Here is a 17,355-nt window from a genome sequence, read left to right on the forward strand (position 1 = left end):
TGGCTGGTGTGGGGCTTGTACCAGGGTCTTTGTGACGGGTGGAGTCTGCCTGTCGTCATGGACGAGGTGTCGGCCGCCTACCAGGGCAAGGTCCTGGAACCCGTGCGGTCCTACCGGGACTTCATCGGGTGGCTGGGCCGGCGTGACTCGGCGGAGTCCGAAGGGTTCTGGCGCACCTACCTGGCCGGGTTCGAGGCTCCCACGGCACTTCCGGTCGACCGGCTGGCGGGCAGCCACTACGACCAGGACCGGCGTCGCCTGCGCCTGGACGAGACGGTCACCGGCAAGCTGGTCGAGCTGGCACGCCGTCAGCGCGTGACGTTGTCGACGGTCGTGCAGGCGGCGTGGGCGTTGCTGCTTTCGACGTACTCGGGCGACGACGACGTGACGTTCGGCCTCACCGTCTCCGGCCGCCCGGCCGAGCTGGCCGGCGTGGAGTCGATGGTCGGCTTGTTCATCAACACCCTGCCGGTGCGCGCTTCCGTGCCCGCGGACACGACCTTCGCCGCCTGGTTGCCCCTGTTGCAGGACAACCAGGTCGCGTTGCAGCGGTTCGAGTACACGCCTTTGGTGGACGTGCAGCGGTGGTCGGCTGTTCCGCACGGCCGGGCGTTGTTCGACTCGATCGTCGTGTTCGGCAACTACCCGCAGGAGGAGCTGCCGGAGGACCTGGGTGGTCTGCAGGCCGCGGACTCGGTGGAGCAGGGCAACTACCCGCTCACGTTCGCGGTCGACCTGGAACGCACGCTGCGCGTCGAGGCGGAGTTCTCGACAGCCGCGTTCGACGCGATCACCGTCGAGCGGATCCTCGACCAGCTGTCGGTCGTGCTGACCGCCGTCGCGGAACGGCCTGAGCTGGCGGTCCGGGACGTGCCGGTGCAGCGGGCCGAGCAGGCGGCGGAGCTGGTGGCCTGGGGAGCGACTCCGGTCCCTGCGGCCGAACTGCCGGTGCCGGAGCTGGTCGCCGGGTGGTCGTCGGCTGAGGTCGCCGTGGTGTGTGGTGACGAGCGGCTGACGTTCGCCGAGTTGAACGCTCGGGCGGACGGGTTGGCCGCGCGGTTGCGGCAGGCCGGGGTGACTGTGGGGTCGCCGGTGGCGGTGCTGGTGCCGCGTGGGGTCGAGTTGGCGGTGGCGTTCCAGGGTGTGTTGCGCAGCGGTGGTGTGTATGTGCCGGTGAATCCTGGGTTGCCGGCGGAGCGGTTGGAGTTCTTGCTGGCTGATGCCGGTGTGGTTGCGGTGGTGACGACCGGTGAGGCGGTTGGTTTCTCCGGTGCGGTGCTGCTCGTCGACGACTTGTCTGCGGCCCCTGCTGAGCCTCTCCCGTCGATCGATCCTGCTTCCTTGGCGTACATCGCGTACACGTCCGGTTCGACCGGTCGTCCCAAGGGTGTCGCGGTGACCCATGGCGCGCTTTCGTCCTATGTGGCCGGTTGGCGCGACGGACTTGCCGCGCTGGGCGGTCCGGGCACGGTGTTGTCGATGTCGGGGCCTGGGTTCGACGTGTCGATCGGTGACATGACGAGGGCGTTGGCGTTCGGGCAGCGTGTGGTGTTCTTGCCGCACGACGAGCACGTGACGGTGGAGTCGTTGCACCGCACGTTGGTGGACCACGAGGTCGAGGTCGCGGAGATCGTTCCCGGCATGCTGCTGCGCGATCTGGCGGCGCACTGCCGGGTGGCGGGTCCGGTCGAGTCGCTGCGCCTGGTGATCTCGGGAACCGATCTGTGGACGCATGATGCGTTGACGTCTGCTGTTGCTGAGGTGGCGCCTAATGCGTTGCCGGGCAACGTGTTCGGCGTGACTGAGGCGGCGATCGACTCGATCTTCCACGCCGTCGGCGAGGACCATCCTGCCGCTGTGGTGCCGATCGGTACGCCGCTGGCGGGTGCTCAGGCGTTCGTGGTGGACGGGTCGTTGCGGCCGGCGCCGGTCGGTGTGCCGGGTGAGCTGCTGGTCGGTGGTCCCGGTGTGGCGCAGGGGTATGTGGGCCGGCCGGACCTGACGGCGGAGCGGTTTGTTCCGGACGTGTTCACCGGTTTCGGTGGGCGTCTGTACCGCACTGGTGACCGGGCTCTCTGGCGTGCCGACGGGACGATCGAGTTCCTCGGACGGGTCGATGAGCAGGTGAAGATCCGTGGCTACCGCGTGGAGCCCGGTGAGGTCGAGGTCGTCATCGGTGACCACGACGACGTGCGTGATGTTGTCGTGGTGGCTCGTGATGGTGGGCCGCACGGTGGTAAGAGGCTTGTCGCGTACGTGGTTGCCGAGGGTGAGTTCAGCGCTAAGGAGCTGCGTTCGTGGCTTCGTGAGCGGGTGCCGGACTACTTGGTGCCGTCAGTGTTCGTGGCCCTCGACAAGCTTCCGCTGACGCCCAACGGCAAGGTCGACCGGCGCGGGCTGCCCGACCCGGAGCCTGAGACGGCCAGTGAGGCGTATGTGGCGCCTCGGAACGCTGCCGAGGAGACTCTGGCGGCCGTGTGGTCGCAGGTTCTCGGTGTCGAGCGCGTTGGTGTGCACGACAACTTCTTCGAACTGGGTGGCGACTCGATCGTCAGCCTGCAGATCGTGGCCCGCGTTCGCGCGGCCGGTCTCGGGATCGACGTGGCGGACGTGTTCGCCCACCAGACCGTGGCCGAGCTGGCGCCGGCCGTGCGGGACACGCCTGTGGTCAGCCTGGCGGAGCAGGGCGTGGTGACCGGGCCGGTGCCGTTCACGCCGATCCAGCGGTGGTTCCTGGCGCAGGACATCCCGAACCGGGACCACTGGAACTGGTCGGGGATGTTCGAGCTGGCGCCGTGCACGGATCCGGAACGGCTTGGACGGGCACTCGATTCCCTCGTCGCGCACCACGACGCGCTGCGGCTCCGGTTCACGCCGGACAGCCAGTACAACGCGCCGGTCGACGGTGGCGGGTACCTGCGGGTCGCGGACGGCGATGACGTGGTCGAGCAGATGACCTGGGCGCAGAAGTCGTTGCGGTTGGCGGACGGTCCGTTGCTGGCGGCCGTGTACTTCGACCGTGGTGACGAGCCGGCGTGGTTCGGGTTGACCGTGCACCACCTCGTGATGGACGGGGTGTCGTGGAACGTCCTGCTGGAGGACCTCGACACGGTCTACGCGGGCGGTGAGCTCGCGCCGAAGACGACGTCGTTCAAGGCGTGGGCCGAGCAGGTCCGGACGCTCGACGCCGCGGCCGAGCGTGACCACTGGGTCGCCACGACCGCGGACGTCGTGGTCGTGCCGGTGGACGGAGACGGGCCGAACTCCGAGGAGTCCGGCGCGGTCGTGCAGTCGTGGCTCGACGCCGAGACGACGGCCTCGCTGCTCGGCGAGGCGCACAAGGCGTATCGCACGCAGGGCAACGACCTGCTGCTGACCGCTCTGGCCCAGGCGTTGGGGGAGTGGGCCGGCAGCGATCACGTCACCGTGGACTTGGAGAGCCACGGTCGTGAGGGTGCGGACCTGTCGCGCACGGTCGGCTGGTTCACGTCCATCTTCCCGGTGCGTCTGACCCGTGAGAGCGATCCCGGCGCGGCGATCAAGGCCGTGAAGGAGGACCTGCGGTCGGTGCCGCGGCTGGGTGTCGGCTACGGCGTGCTGCAGGACGATCTGGTGGCCGCTGACCGTCCCGTGCTGTTCAACTACCTCGGCGCGTACGACGCCGTTGACTCGGTGGGGTTGATCCGCCGGGAACTCTCCGCCGACCTGGCCGGCCCGAGTGAGGGTGAGGGCGGAACACGCTCGCACCTGTTGCAGATCGAGGTGCAGCAGAGCGCTGACGGCCGGTTGTCGATCGAGTGGTTCCACTCGGCGAACCTCCACGACACCGCCACCGTCGAACAGGTTGCGGCTCGCTATGTCGAGGCGTTGCGCTCGTTGGTCGCGCATTGCCGTTCTGCCAGTGGTTTCACGCCGTCGGACTTCCCGCTGGCGTCCCTGGCCCAGACCGAGGTCGACCGGCTCGCCGAGCGTTACCCGCTGGCCGACGTGTACCGGTTGGCTCCGGTGCAGTCGGGCATGTTGTTCGGTGTCGTGGGCTCGCCCGTCGACGGTCTCTACTGGGCTCAGAACGTCTACGACCTGGCCGGTCCGATCGATGCCGACCGGCTGGCCGCGGCCTGGCGTCAGGTGATCGCCCGGCACGCCGCGCTGCGCAGCGGGTTCGTGTGGGAGGGCGTCAGCGAGCCGGTGCAGGTCGTGCCGGCCGAGGTCGACGTGCCGTTGGCGACTCACGACTGGTCGCATGTGGACGATGCCGCACAGCAGGTGCGGTTGCAGGAGTTGCTGGACGAGGATCGTGCGCTGGGCTTCGACCTGGCTGCGCCGCCGTTGATGCGGTTGTACCTGGTTGATCGTGGTGAGGGCCGGTTGTGGCTGGTCTGGGGCTTGTACCAGGGTCTTTGTGACGGGTGGAGTCTGCCTGTCGTCATGGACGAGGTGTCGGCTGCGTACCAGAGGCAGTCACTGCCGCCCGCACGCCCGTACCGCGACTACATCGCGTGGCTCGACCAGCGCGATCCCGGCGACACGGAAGGGTTCTGGCGCACTTACCTGGACGGGTTCGAGGCGCCGACCTCGTTGCCGGTCGACCGGTTGGCGACGAGCCACTACGCGCAGGACCGGCGGCGCACGCACCTCGACGCGGACGTCACCGCCGGACTGGTGGAGCTGGCGCGCCGGGAGCGCGTGACGTTGTCGACGGTGGTGCAGGCGGCGTGGGCGAAGGTGTTGTCGGCGTCGTCGGGTGAAGATGACGTGATCTTCGGCTTGACCGTGTCGGGTCGTCCGGCGGAGTTGGCCGGGGTGGAGTCGATGGTCGGGTTGTTCATCAACACCCTGCCCGTGCGGACCGCCGTGCCCGTCGAGATGCCGTTCGCCTCGTGGTTGCCTCTGCTGCGCGACAACCAGGTTGCGCTGCAACGGTTCGAGTACACGCCGTTGGTGGATGTGCAGCGGTGGTCGGCTGTTCCGCACGGGCGTGCGTTGTTCGACTCCATCGTGGTGTTCGGCAACTTCCCCCAGGAGGAACAGCCGGAGGACCTGGGCGGTGTGCAGGCCACGGAGTCGGTGGAGCAGGGCAACTACCCGCTCACCTTCGCGGTCGACCTGGAGACGACGCTCAAGATCGAGGCCGAGTTCTCGACGGCCGCCTTCGACGCGGCCACCGTCGAGCGGATCCTCGACCAGCTGGTCGTCGTGCTGACCGCGGTGTCGGAACGACCGGGGCTCGCGGTCGGCGACGTGCCGTTGCAGCGGCCCGAGCAGGCAGCTGCTCTCGTGGCGTTGGGGACGACGCCGGAGCCCGTTGCCGAACGCCCTGTGCCCGACCTGGTCGCCGGGTGGGCGTCGGGTGAGGTCGCGGTGGTGTGTGGTGACGAGCGGCTGACATTCGCTGAGCTGGGTGCTCGGGCGGATGGGTTGGCTGGTCGGTTGCGGCAGGCCGGGGTGACTGTGGGGTCGCCGGTGGCGGTGTTGGTGCCGCGCGGGGTTGAGCTGGCGGTGGCGTTCCAGGGGGTGTTGCGGTCGGGTGGCGTGTATGTGCCGGTGAATCCTGGGTTGCCTGCTGAGCGACTGGAGTTCTTGCTGGCGGATGCCGGTGTGGTCGCGGTGGTGACGACTGGTGAGGATGTTGCCTTCTCCGGTGCGGTGCTGCCCGTGGACGACGCGTCCGCAGCACCTGCTGAGCCTCTTCCGTCGATCGATCCTGCTTCCTTGGCGTACATCGCCTACACGTCCGGTTCGACCGGCCGCCCCAAGGGCGTGGCCGTCACCCACGGCGCCCTCTCGTCCTATGTGGCCGGTTGGCGTGATGGTCTGGCCGCGTTGGGCGGGCCGGGTGCGGTGCTGTCCATGTCGGGGCCTGGTTTCGACGTGTCGATCGGTGACATGACTCGGGCGCTGGCGTTCGGGCAGCGGGTGGTGTTCCTGCCGCACGACGAGCATGTCACCGTGGAGTCGCTGCACCGGACGTTGGTCGAGCACTCGGTCGAGGTCGCGGAGATCGTGCCGGGCATGTTGCTGCGCGATCTGGCGGCGCATTGCCGGACCGCCGGTGCTATCGAGTCGTTGCGGTTGGTGATCTCGGGTACGGACATGTGGACGCATGACGCTCTGGTCACCGCTGTTGCCGAGGTGGCGCCGAACGCGGTGCCGGGCAACGTGTTCGGTGTGACCGAGGCGGCGATCGACTCGATCTTCCACCCCGTGTCCGAGGATCACGGGGCTGCCGTGGTGCCGATCGGTACGCCACTGGCGGGCGCTCAGGCCTTCGTCGTGGACGGGTCGTTGCGGCCGGTGCCGGTGGGTGTTCCCGGTGAGTTGCTGGTCGGTGGTCCGGGTGTGGCGCAGGGGTATGTGGGTCGGCCGGACCTGACTGCGGAGCGGTTCGTTCCGGACGTGTTCGCCGGTTCCGGTGGGCGTCTCTACCGCACTGGTGACCGGGCTCGGTGGCGCGCCGACGGAACGATCGAGTTCCTCGGACGGGTCGATGAGCAGGTGAAGATCCGTGGCTATCGGGTCGAGCCTGGTGAGGTCGAGGTCGTCATCGGTGATCACGCCGACGTGCGCGATGTTGTGGTCGTCGCCCGCGATGGTGGGCCGCACGGCGGTAAGCGGCTTGTCGCGTATGTGGTTGCCGAGGGCGAGTTCAGCGTCAAGGAGCTGCGGTCCTGGCTGTGTGAGCGGGTGCCGGACTACTTGGTGCCGTCGGTGTTCGTCGCGCTGGAACGGCTTCCGCTCACGCCCAACGGGAAGGTGGACCGTCGTGGTCTGCCCGACCCGGAGCCCGAGACCACGGGCGAGACGTATGTCGCGCCTCGGACCGCTGCCGAAGAGGCTTTGGCGGCCGTGTGGTCGCAGGTCCTGGGGGCGGAACGTGTCGGTGTGCACGACAACTTCTTCGAACTCGGTGGCGACTCGATCCTGAGCCTGCAGATCGTGGCTCGTGTTCGTGCGGCCGGTCTCGGTGTCGACGTGGCGGACGTGTTCGCCCACCAGACCATCGCCGAGCTCGCGCTTGCCGTGCGTGACGCGCCTGCGGTGACCTCGGCCGCGCAGGGAGTGGTGACCGGGGCTGTTCCGTTCACACCGATTCAGCGGTGGTTCCTGGCGCAGGACATCCCGAACCGGGACCACTGGAACTGGTCGGGGATGTTCGAGCTGGCACCCGGCGCCGAGCCCGGTCGGCTCGCGTCGGCACTGCGGACCGTGGTGGCGCACCACGACGCGTTGCGGATCCGGTTCTCGGCCGACGGCCAGCACAACGCCGGCATCGAGCCCGTGGACCTGCTGCGTGTTGTCGAAGGCGACGGGGCCGTGGTCGAGCACATGACTGAGGCGCAGAAGTCGTTGCGGCTGGCCGATGGTCCGCTGCTTGCCGCGGTGTTCTTCGACCGTGGCAGCGAACCGGCGTGGCTTGGGTTGACCGTGCATCACCTGGTGATGGACGGGGTGTCGTGGAACGTCCTGTTGGAGGACCTCGACACCGCGTACGAAGGCCGGGAACTGGGGCCGAAGACGACGTCGTTCCAGCAGTGGGCGTTGCAGCTGCAGGACGACGATGCCGGCGCCGAACGCGACCACTGGGTCAAGACGACCGCTGACTTGGTCGAACTTCCCGCCGATGGCGACGGGCCGAACACCGACGCGTCCGAGTCGATCGTGCAGTCGTGGCTGGATGCTGAGACGACGGCGGCGCTGCTGGGTGACGCGCACAAGGCGTATCGCACGCAGGGCCAAGATCTTCTGCTGACCGCTCTCGCGCAGGCGTTGGGGGAGTGGGTCGGCAGCGATCACGTGACGATCGACCTGGAGAGCCACGGTCGTGAGGGCGCGGACCTGTCGCGCACGGTCGGTTGGTTCACGTCGATCTTCCCGGTACGGCTCACGAACCAGGGTGATCCGGCGTCGGCGATCAAGGCCGTGAAGGAGGACCTGCGTTCGGTTCCTCGCCGTGGTGTCGGTTATGGCGTGCTGCGGTGGTTGAGGGACGACCTGGTCTCGGCTGACCGTCCGGTGCTGTTCAACTACCTCGGCGTGTACGACTCGGACGACTCGTCCGGGTTGATCCGCCGTGAGCTCGACGGTGATCTCGCCGGACCGAGTGAGGGTGAGGGCGGGACGCGGTCGCACCTCTTGCAGCTAGAGGTGCAGCAGACGGCTGATGGCCGGTTGTCGATCGAGTGGTTCCACTCGGCGAACGTCCACGACACCGCCACCGTCGAACGGGTCGCCGCTCGGTACGTCGAGGCGTTGCGCGAACTGGTCGCCCATTGTGGAACGGCCAGTGGGTTCACGCCGTCGGACTTCCCGTTGGCTTCGTTGGCGCAGGCCGAGGTTGACCTGCTCGCCGAGCGTTACCCGCTGTCCGACGTGTACCGGTTGGCGCCGGTGCAGTCGGGCATGTTGTTCGGTGTCGTGGGTTCGCCCGTCGACGGTCTGTACTGGGGTCAGAGCGTCTACGACCTGGCAGGCCCGATCGACCTTCCCCGGTTCGAGGCGGCGTGGCGTGAGGTGATCACCCGGCACGCGTCCCTGCGCAGCGGGTTCGTGTGGGAGGGCGTGGCCGAACAGGTCCAGGTCGTGCTCGGCGAGGTCGGCGTTCCGCTCACGGCTCACGACTGGTCGGGTCTGGACGAGGCCGCACAACAGGTTCGGCTGCAGGAGCTGCTGGAGGAGGACCGCGCACTCGGGTTCGACCTGGCGCGGCCGCCGTTGATGCGGCTGCACGTCGTTGATCGCGGTGACGGGCGGAACTGGCTGATCTGGGGCCTGTACCAGGGGTTGTGCGACGGGTGGAGCCTTCCCGTCGTGATGGACGAGGTGTCCGCGGCCTACCAGGGCAGTGCTCTCGAACCCACCCGCCCCTACAGGGACTTCATCGCGTGGCTCGACGGCCGCGACCCGTCCGGGCCGGAGTCCTTCTGGCGCACCTACCTCGCCGGTTTCGAGGCGCCGACGGTGCTGCCGGTCGACCGCCTGGCCGCGAGCCACTACGCGCAGGACCGACGGCGCACGCACCTCGACGACGAGGTGACGGGCCTGCTGGTGCAGCTGGCCCGGCGCGAGCGCGTGACGTTGTCGACGGTGGTGCAGGCCGCGTGGGCGAAGGTGCTGTCGGCGTCGTCGGGCGAGGACGACGTGATCTTCGGCTTGACCGTGTCGGGTCGTCCGGCCGAGTTGGCCGGGGTGGAGTCGATGGTCGGGTTGTTCATCAACACCCTGCCCGTGCGGACCGTCGTGCCCGCGGACGTGCCGTTCACCTCGTGGCTGCAAGAGCTGCGGGACAACCAGGTCGCGCTGCAACGGTTCGAGTACACGCCGTTGGTGGATGTGCAGCGGTGGTCGGATGTCCCGCACGGCCGGGCGTTGTTCGACTCGATCGTCGTGTTCGGCAACTACCCGCAGGAGGAACTGCCGGAGGACCTCGGCGAGGACTGGCTGCAGGCCACGGAGTCGGTGGAGCAGGGCAACTACCCGCTCACGTTCGCGGTCGACCTGGAGGCCACGCTCAAGATCGAGGCGGAGTTCTCGACGGCTGCGTTCGACGCGGCCACGATCGAGCGGGTCCTCGACCGGCTGGTGGTCGTGCTGACGGCGGTGGCGCGGAGGCCTGACCTGCGGGTCCAGGACATTCCGCTGCACCGCGCCGAGCAGGCGGCGGAGATCGTCGGGTGGGGCAGCACGGTCGCGCCGGTCGTGGAACGGCCGGTGCCGGACCTCATCGCCGGCTGGAGTGGCATCGCGGCGATCTGCGGCGACGAGCGGCTCACGTTCGCGGAGCTGAACGCTCGGGCGGACGGGTTGGCGGCTCGGTTGCGGGTGAGTGTCGGTTCGCCTGTGGCGGTGTTGGTGCCGCGTGGGGTCGAGCTGGCGGTTGCCTTCCAGGGCGTGCTGCGCAGCGGCGGCGTGTACGTGCCGGTGAACCCGGGACTGCCGGCCGAGCGGTTGGAGTTCTTGCTCGCGGACGCCGGGGCGGTCGCGGTGGTGACCACTGCGGCGCTGGCCGGAGAGGTGGAGGGTTTCCCCGGCGAGGTCGTCCTGCTGGATGAGGCGGCCCCGGTCGTCGAGTTCACGCCTCCGCGCATCGATCCGAACGCCTTGGCGTACATCGCTTACACCTCGGGCTCGACCGGCCGTCCCAAGGGCGTTGCCGTGACCCATGCCGCTCTCTCGACCTATGTGGCCGGTTGGCGCGATGGGCTTGCGGCCTTGGGCGGTCCGGGCACCGTGTTGTCGATGTCGGGGCCTGGTTTCGACGTGTCGATCGGTGACATGACGCGGGCGCTTGCGTTCGGGCAGCCTGTGGTGTTCCTGCCGCACGACGAGCACGTCTCCGTGGAGTCGTTGCACGCCACGCTGGTGGAGCACCGGATCGAGGTCGCCGAGATCGTTCCCGGCATGCTGCTGCGTGATCTTGCTGCGCATTGCCGCGAAGCCGGGCCGATCGAGTCACTGCGGCTCGTGATCTCCGGCACCGACATGTGGACGCACGATGCGTTGACGTCTGCTGTCGCTGAGGTTGCGCCGAACGCGGTGCCGGGCAACGTGTTCGGTGTGACCGAGGCGGCGATCGACTCGATCTTCCACGCCGTTGGCGAGGATCATCCTGCCGCTGTGGTGCCGATCGGTACGCCGCTGGCGGGTGCTCAGGCGTTCGTGGTGGACGGGTCGTTGCAGCCTGTGCCGGTGGGTGTGCCGGGTGAGCTGCTGGTCGGTGGATCCGGTGTGGCCCAGGGCTATGTGGGCCGGCCGGACCTGACCGCCGAGCGGTTCGTGCCTGACGTGTTCGGGGCGTCGGGCGGTCGGTTGTACCGGACCGGTGACCGGGCCAGGTGGCGTGCCGACGGGACGATCGAGTTCCTCGGACGGGTCGACGAGCAGGTCAAGATCCGCGGTTACCGGGTCGAACCGGGTGAGGTCGAGGTCGTCATCGGCGACCACGAAGACGTCCGTGATGTTGTTGTGGTGGCACGGGATGGCGGGCCGCACGGTGGTAAGAGGCTTGTCGCGTACGTGGTCGCCGAGGGTGAGTTCAGCGTCAAGGAATTGCGGACCTGGCTTCGTGAGCGGGTGCCGGACTACCTGGTGCCGTCGGTGTTCGTGGCTCTCGACAAGCTGCCGCTGACGCCGAACGGCAAGGTCGACCGCAAGGGGTTGCCCGAGCCGGAGCCTGAGGTCGCCGGTGAGGTGTTCGTCGCACCGAGGACCGCTGCCGAGGAGACGCTCGCGGCCGTCTGGTCGCAGGTTCTCGGGGTGGAACGCGTTGGCGTGCACGACAACTTCTTCGAGCTCGGCGGCGACTCGATCCTGAGCCTGCAGATCGTGGCTCGGGTTCGTGCGGCCGGACTCGGTGTCGACGTGGCCGACGTGTTCACGCACCAGTCGGTGGCCGAGTTGGCATCGGTGGTGCGGGACGCGCCGACGGCGACGCTGGCCGAGCAGGGTGTGGTGACCGGGGCTGTTCCGTTCACGCCGATCCAGCGTTGGTTCCTGGCGCAGGACCTGCCGGACCGGGACCACTGGAACTGGTCGGGCATGTTCGAACTGGCTCCGGGCACCGACCCGGCGCGACTGAGCCGGGCGCTCGACGCCGTTGTCGCTCACCACGACGCGTTGCGCATCCGGTTCACACCGGACAGTCAGCACAACGCGCCGGTCGACGGTGGCGGGTTCCTGCGGGTCGTGGACAACGGCGTGGTCGAGCACATGACCGAGGCGCAGAAGTCGTTGCGGTTGGCCGACGGTCCGCTGCTCGCCGCCGTGTACTTCGATCGCGGCAGCGAACCGGCGTGGCTCGGGTTGACCGTGCACCACCTGGTGATGGACGGCGTGTCGTGGAACGTCCTGTTGGAGGACCTCGACACCGCGTACGAAGGCCGGAAACTGGGACCGAAGACGACGTCGTTCCAGCAGTGGGCGTTGCAGCTGCAGGACGACGACGCGAGCGGCGAACGTGAGCACTGGATCAACGCGACCGCTGATGTGGTCGCGCTTCCGGCCGATGGCGAGGGCGTGAACGATGACGCGTCCGAGTCGATCGTGCAGTCGTGGCTGGATGCTGAGACGACGGCGGCGCTGCTCGGTGACGCGCACAAGGCGTATCGCACGCAGGGCCAGGATCTGCTGCTGACCGCTCTCGCGCAGGCGTTGGGCGAGTGGGCAGGCGAAGACCACATCACGATCGACCTGGAGAGCCATGGTCGTGAGGGTGCGGACCTGTCACGCACGGTGGGTTGGTTCACCTCCATCTTCCCGGTGCGCCTCACCAACCAGGGTGATCCGGCGGCGGCGATCAAGGCCGTCAAGGAGGAGCTGCGGTCGGTGCCGCGTCGGGGCGTCGGTTACGGCGTGCTGCGGTGGCTGCACGACGAACTGGCGGCGGACGAGCGTCCGGTGCTGTTCAACTACCTCGGCGCACACGACGGCGGCGACGACTCGGGTGGGTTGATCCGCCGCGAACTGGACGCCGATCTGGCCGGGCCGAGCGAGGCGGACGGCGGCACGCGGTCGCACCTGTTGCAGCTTGAGGTGCAGCAGACGGCGGACGGCCGGTTGTCGATCGAGTGGTTCCACTCGGCGAACATCCACGACACCGCCACCGTCGAACGGGTCGCGGCCCGCTATGTCGAGGCGTTGCGCGAACTGGTCGCGCATTGCAGGGAGGCCAACGGGTTCACGCCGTCGGACTTCCCTCTGGCCTCCCTGACCCAGGCCGAGGTCGACTGGCTCGCGGCGAACCGCGCGCTGGCCGACGTGTACCGGTTGGCTCCGGTGCAGTCGGGCATGTTGTTCGGTGTCGTCGGCGCCCCGGACGAAGGCGACGGGCTCTACTGGGGCCAGGGCGTCTACGACCTGGCCGGGACGATCGACGCCGACAGGCTGGCGACGGCTTGGCGCCAGGTGATCGCCCGGCACGCCGCGCTGCGCAGCGGGTTCGTGTGGGAGGGCGTCAGCGAACCGGTGCAGATCGTGCTGGCCGAGGTCGACGTGCCGGTGACGACTCACGACTGGTCGAAGCTGGACGAGGCCGCCCAGCAGGCCCGGCTGCAGAAGCTGCTGGAGAAGGACCGCGGGCTCGGCTTCGACCTCGCCCGGCCGCCGCTCACCCGGCTCTACCTGGTGGACCGCGGCAACGGCCAGAACTGGCTGGTCTGGGGTCTGTACCAGGGGTTGTGCGACGGCTGGAGCCTCCCGGTGGTGATGGACGAGGTGTCCGCCGCCTACCAGGGGCAGTCGCTGCCGCCCGCACGTCCGTACCGCGACTACATCGCGTGGCTCGGCCGGCGCGATCCCGCTGACACGGAAGGGTTCTGGCGCACCTACCTCGACGGCTTCGAGGCGCCGACGACGTTGCCCGTCGACCGGCTGGCCGCGAGCCACTACGCCCAGGACCGGCGGCGCACGCACCTCACCGACGACGTCACCAGCAGGCTTGTGCGGCTTGCCCGGCGCGAACGCGTCACGTTGTCGACGGTCGTGCAGGCGGCGTGGGCCAAGGTGCTGTCCGCCAACTCCGGTGAGAACGACGTGGTGTTCGGCCTGACCGTGTCGGGTCGCCCGGCCGACCTGGCCGGGGTCGAGTCGATGGTCGGGTTGTTCATCAACACGCTGCCCGTCCGCGCCTCGATCCCCGGTGGCACGCCGTTCAGCTCGTGGCTGCACGAGCTGAGCGACAACCAGGTCGCACTGCAACGGTTCGAGTTCACGCCGCTGGTGGACGTCCAGCGGTGGTCGGCTGTTCCGCACGGTCGAGGTCTCTTCGACAGCATCGTCGTGTTCGGCAACTACCCGCAGGAGGAGGCACCCGACGAGGCGGGCGAGGACTGGGCGGACGCCGTCGAGTCCGTCGAGCAGGGCAACTACCCGCTCACGTTCGCGGTGGACTTGGAGGACACGCTCAAGATCGAAGCGGAGTTCTCCACGGCCGCGTTCGACGGCACGACGATCGAACGCGTGCTCGACCAGATGGTCGTGGTGCTGACGGCGGTCGCGGACGAGCCGGACCTGGCCGTCGCGGAGCTGCCGTTGCAGCGTCCGGAGCAGGCCGCCCGGCTGGTGGCGCAGGGTGAGACGGCGGTTCCGGCCGTTGAGCTGCCGGTGCCGGAGCTGGTTCGGGGGTGGACGGACGGTGTCGCCGCGAGGTGTGGCGAGCGGAGCCTGACGTTCGCCGAGCTGGACGCCCGGTCCGCCGGACTGGCGGCACGGTTGCGGCGTGCGGGGGTCACGGCCGAGTCGCCGGTGGCGGTGCTGGTGCCGCGTGGGATCGAGCTGGCGGTGGCGTTCCAGGGTGTGCTGCGGTCTGGTGGCGTGTACGTGCCGGTCAACCCCGGGCTGCCGGCGGAACGGCTGGAGTTCTTGCTGGCGGACGCCGGGGTGGTCGCGGTGGTCACGACCTCGGAGCTGGCTGGGGAACTGTCGGGGCTGAAGGGCGAGGCGTCGGGGTCGGCCGGGGAGTCGGCGGGGTCGGCCGGGTTCTCCGGTGCGGTGCTGCTCCTGGACGACACGTCCTCCGTCTCCGGAGAGCCTCTCCCACCGATCGACCCCAGCTCGTTGGCGTACATCGCCTACACCTCCGGCTCGACCGGACGTCCCAAGGGCGTTGCCGTCACCCACGGCGCGCTTTCGTCCTATGTGGCCGGTTGGCGTGACGGACTCGCCTCGCTGGGCGGACCCGGCCCGGTGCTCTCGATGTCCGGGCCCGGTTTCGACGTGTCGATCGGTGACATGACGCGGGCGCTGGCGTTCGGGCAGACCGTGGTGTTCCTGCCGCACGACGAGCATGTGTCCGTGGAGTCGTTGCACCGCACACTCTCCGACGACGGTGTGGCGATCGCCGAGATCGTCCCCGGCATGCTGCTGCGCGACCTGGCGGCGCACTGCCGCGAAGCCGGGCCGGTCGAGTCGCTGCGGCTCGTGATCTCCGGCACCGACATGTGGACGCACGACGCGCTGACCACGGCGGTGGCGGAGGTGGCGCCTAACGCCGTGCCGGGCAACGTGTTCGGCGTGACCGAGGCGGCGATCGACTCGATCTTCCACCCGGTCGGCGAGGACCACCCCCAGGCCGTCGTGCCCATCGGCACGCCGCTGGCGGGTGCCCGTGCCGTCATCGTCGACGACGCGCTGCGCCCGGCTCCGGTCGGCGTGCCGGGTGAGCTGCTGGTCGGTGGTCCCGGTGTGGCACGGGGTTACGTGAACCGCGCCGACCTCACTGCGGAACGGTTCGTGCCCGACGTGTTCGGTGCGGCCGGCGGAAGGCTCTACCGGACCGGTGACCGGGCGAGGTGGCGTGCCGACGGGACGATCGAGTTCCTGGGTCGGGTCGACGAGCAGGTCAAGATCCGCGGCTACCGGGTTGAGCCCGGTGAGGTCGAGGTCGTCATCGGTGATCACGACGACGTGCGTGATGTCGTTGTGGTGGCACGGGATGGCGGGCCACACGGTGGCAAGCGCCTGGTCGCGTACGTGGTCGCGGAAGGTGAGTTCAGCTCGAAGGAGCTGCGGACCTGGTTGCGTGAGCGGGTGCCGGACTACCTGGTGCCGTCGGTGTTCGTGGCCCTCGACAAGCTGCCGCTGACGCCGAACGGCAAGGTCGACCGCAAGGGGCTGCCCGACCCGGAGCCCGAGACGACGGCCGAGGTGTTCGAGGCGCCCCGGACGTCCGCCGAGGACGTGCTGGCCGAGGTGTGGGCGCAGGTGCTCGGCCTCGAACGCGTTGGCGTGCACGACAACTTCTTCGAGCTGGGCGGCGACTCGATCCTGAGTCTGCAGATCGTGGCGCGCACCCGTGCGGCCGGTCTGGGCGTGGACGTGGCGGACGTGTTCGCCCACCAGACGATCGCCGAGCTCGCACCGGTCGTGCGGGACACGCCCACCGCCATGCTCGCCGAACAGGGTGTCGTCGCCGGTCCGGTGCCGCTCACGCCGATCCAGCACTGGTTCGTCGAGGAGGACATCCCCGATCGCGACCACTGGAACTGGTCGGGTGTGTTCGAACTGGCGGCCGGCACCGATCCGGAACGGCTCGCGCGGGCGGTCGACACCGTCGTCGCCCATCACGACGCACTGCGCATCAGGTTCCGCCAGGACGGCGACACCTGGGTGCAGGACAACGACGGTGAGCTGCCGTCCGTGCTTCGCGTCGTCACCGCCGCGAACGACGACGAGGTCGTGGCGATCATGACCGAGGCGCAGCTGTCGTTGCGGCTGGCGGAAGGTCCGCTCGTCTCCGCGCTCTACTTCGACCGCGGTGACGAACCGGCGTGGCTCGGGCTCACGGCGCACCACTTCGTCATGGACGGCGTGGCGTGGAACGTGCTGCTGGAGGACCTCGACACCGTCTACCAGGGCGGGTCGCTCGGGCCGAAGACGACGTCGTTCCAGCAGTGGGCCGAGGTGCTGCACGCCGACGACCCGCAGGCCGAACGCGATCACTGGGTGGCGCAGACCGATCGCGTCACCGCGGTGCCCGTCGACGGTCGTGGTGCCAACACCGAGGAGTCGGCCGACACGGTCCGCGGCTGGCTCGACGTGAGGTCGACCGAACTGCTGCTCGGTGAGGCGCACAAGGCCTACCGGACGCAGATCAACGACCTGCTGCTGGCCGCGCTGCTCAAGACGCTCGGCGAGTGGGCGGGCGTCGGCGACGTCACGATCGACCTGGAGAGCCACGGACGTGAGGCGATCGCCGACGGCGTCGACCTGTCCCGCACCGTCGGCTGGTTCACGTCGATCTTCCCGGTGCGCCTGCGGCACCACCGCCTGAACGACAGCGGTGAGCTGATCAAGGCGGTCAAGGAGCAGCTGCGGACCGTGCCGCGCCGCGGCGTCGGGTACGGGATCCTCCGTTACCTCGAACGCGACGAGCGATTGGTCGAAGCGCCTGCGCGGCCGGTTCTGTTCAACTATCTTGGAGCGTTCGACGCTGCGGGCGACGATGCTGTCGGTTTGATTAGCGAAGAACTTTCCTCCGACCTCTGCGGGCCGACGGAGAACGAACAGGGGAACCGTTCGCACCTTCTCCACATCGAAGCCGAGCAGACCTCGGACGGTCGTCTGCTGGTCGAGTGGTATTTCAGCACCAACGTCCACTCGAAGGCGACCGTCGAGCGTCTCGCGGCGCGTTATGTGGACGTGCTCCGCGACCTCGTGGAGCACTGCCAGTCGGGAGCCGGCGGCGTGACTCCGTCCGACTTCCCGCTGGCCAACATCGATCAAGCGAGTCTCGCCGCCGTGCTCAAGCAGATGGGAGGGTGATCGGGAGCAAGCTCGGCGGCATTTAGCGCACTGGGGTCTGCGCATCTGGGGGAACGATTTAAACGGTGATGAAGGGTTGTGTTCGGCGTGCCATTTTAA

General features: G+C 68.9%; 1 protein-coding gene (only partly in view). It reads left to right on the forward strand.

The annotated features are described in order from the left end of the window. On the forward strand, positions 1 to 17,256 hold the 3' portion of the coding sequence (locus tag ACFWN2_RS12330) for a non-ribosomal peptide synthase/polyketide synthase (protein WP_382427002.1). It extends 13,716 nt beyond the left edge of the window; the window shows 17,256 of its 30,972 coding nt (coding positions 13,717-30,972); its start codon lies beyond the left edge, outside the window; it ends in the stop codon at positions 17,254 to 17,256. The last annotated feature ends 99 nt before the right edge of the window (positions 17,257 to 17,355 follow it).

The organism is Lentzea sp. NPDC058436, assembly GCF_042721515.1.
Lineage (GTDB): Bacteria > Actinomycetota > Actinomycetes > Mycobacteriales > Pseudonocardiaceae > Lentzea.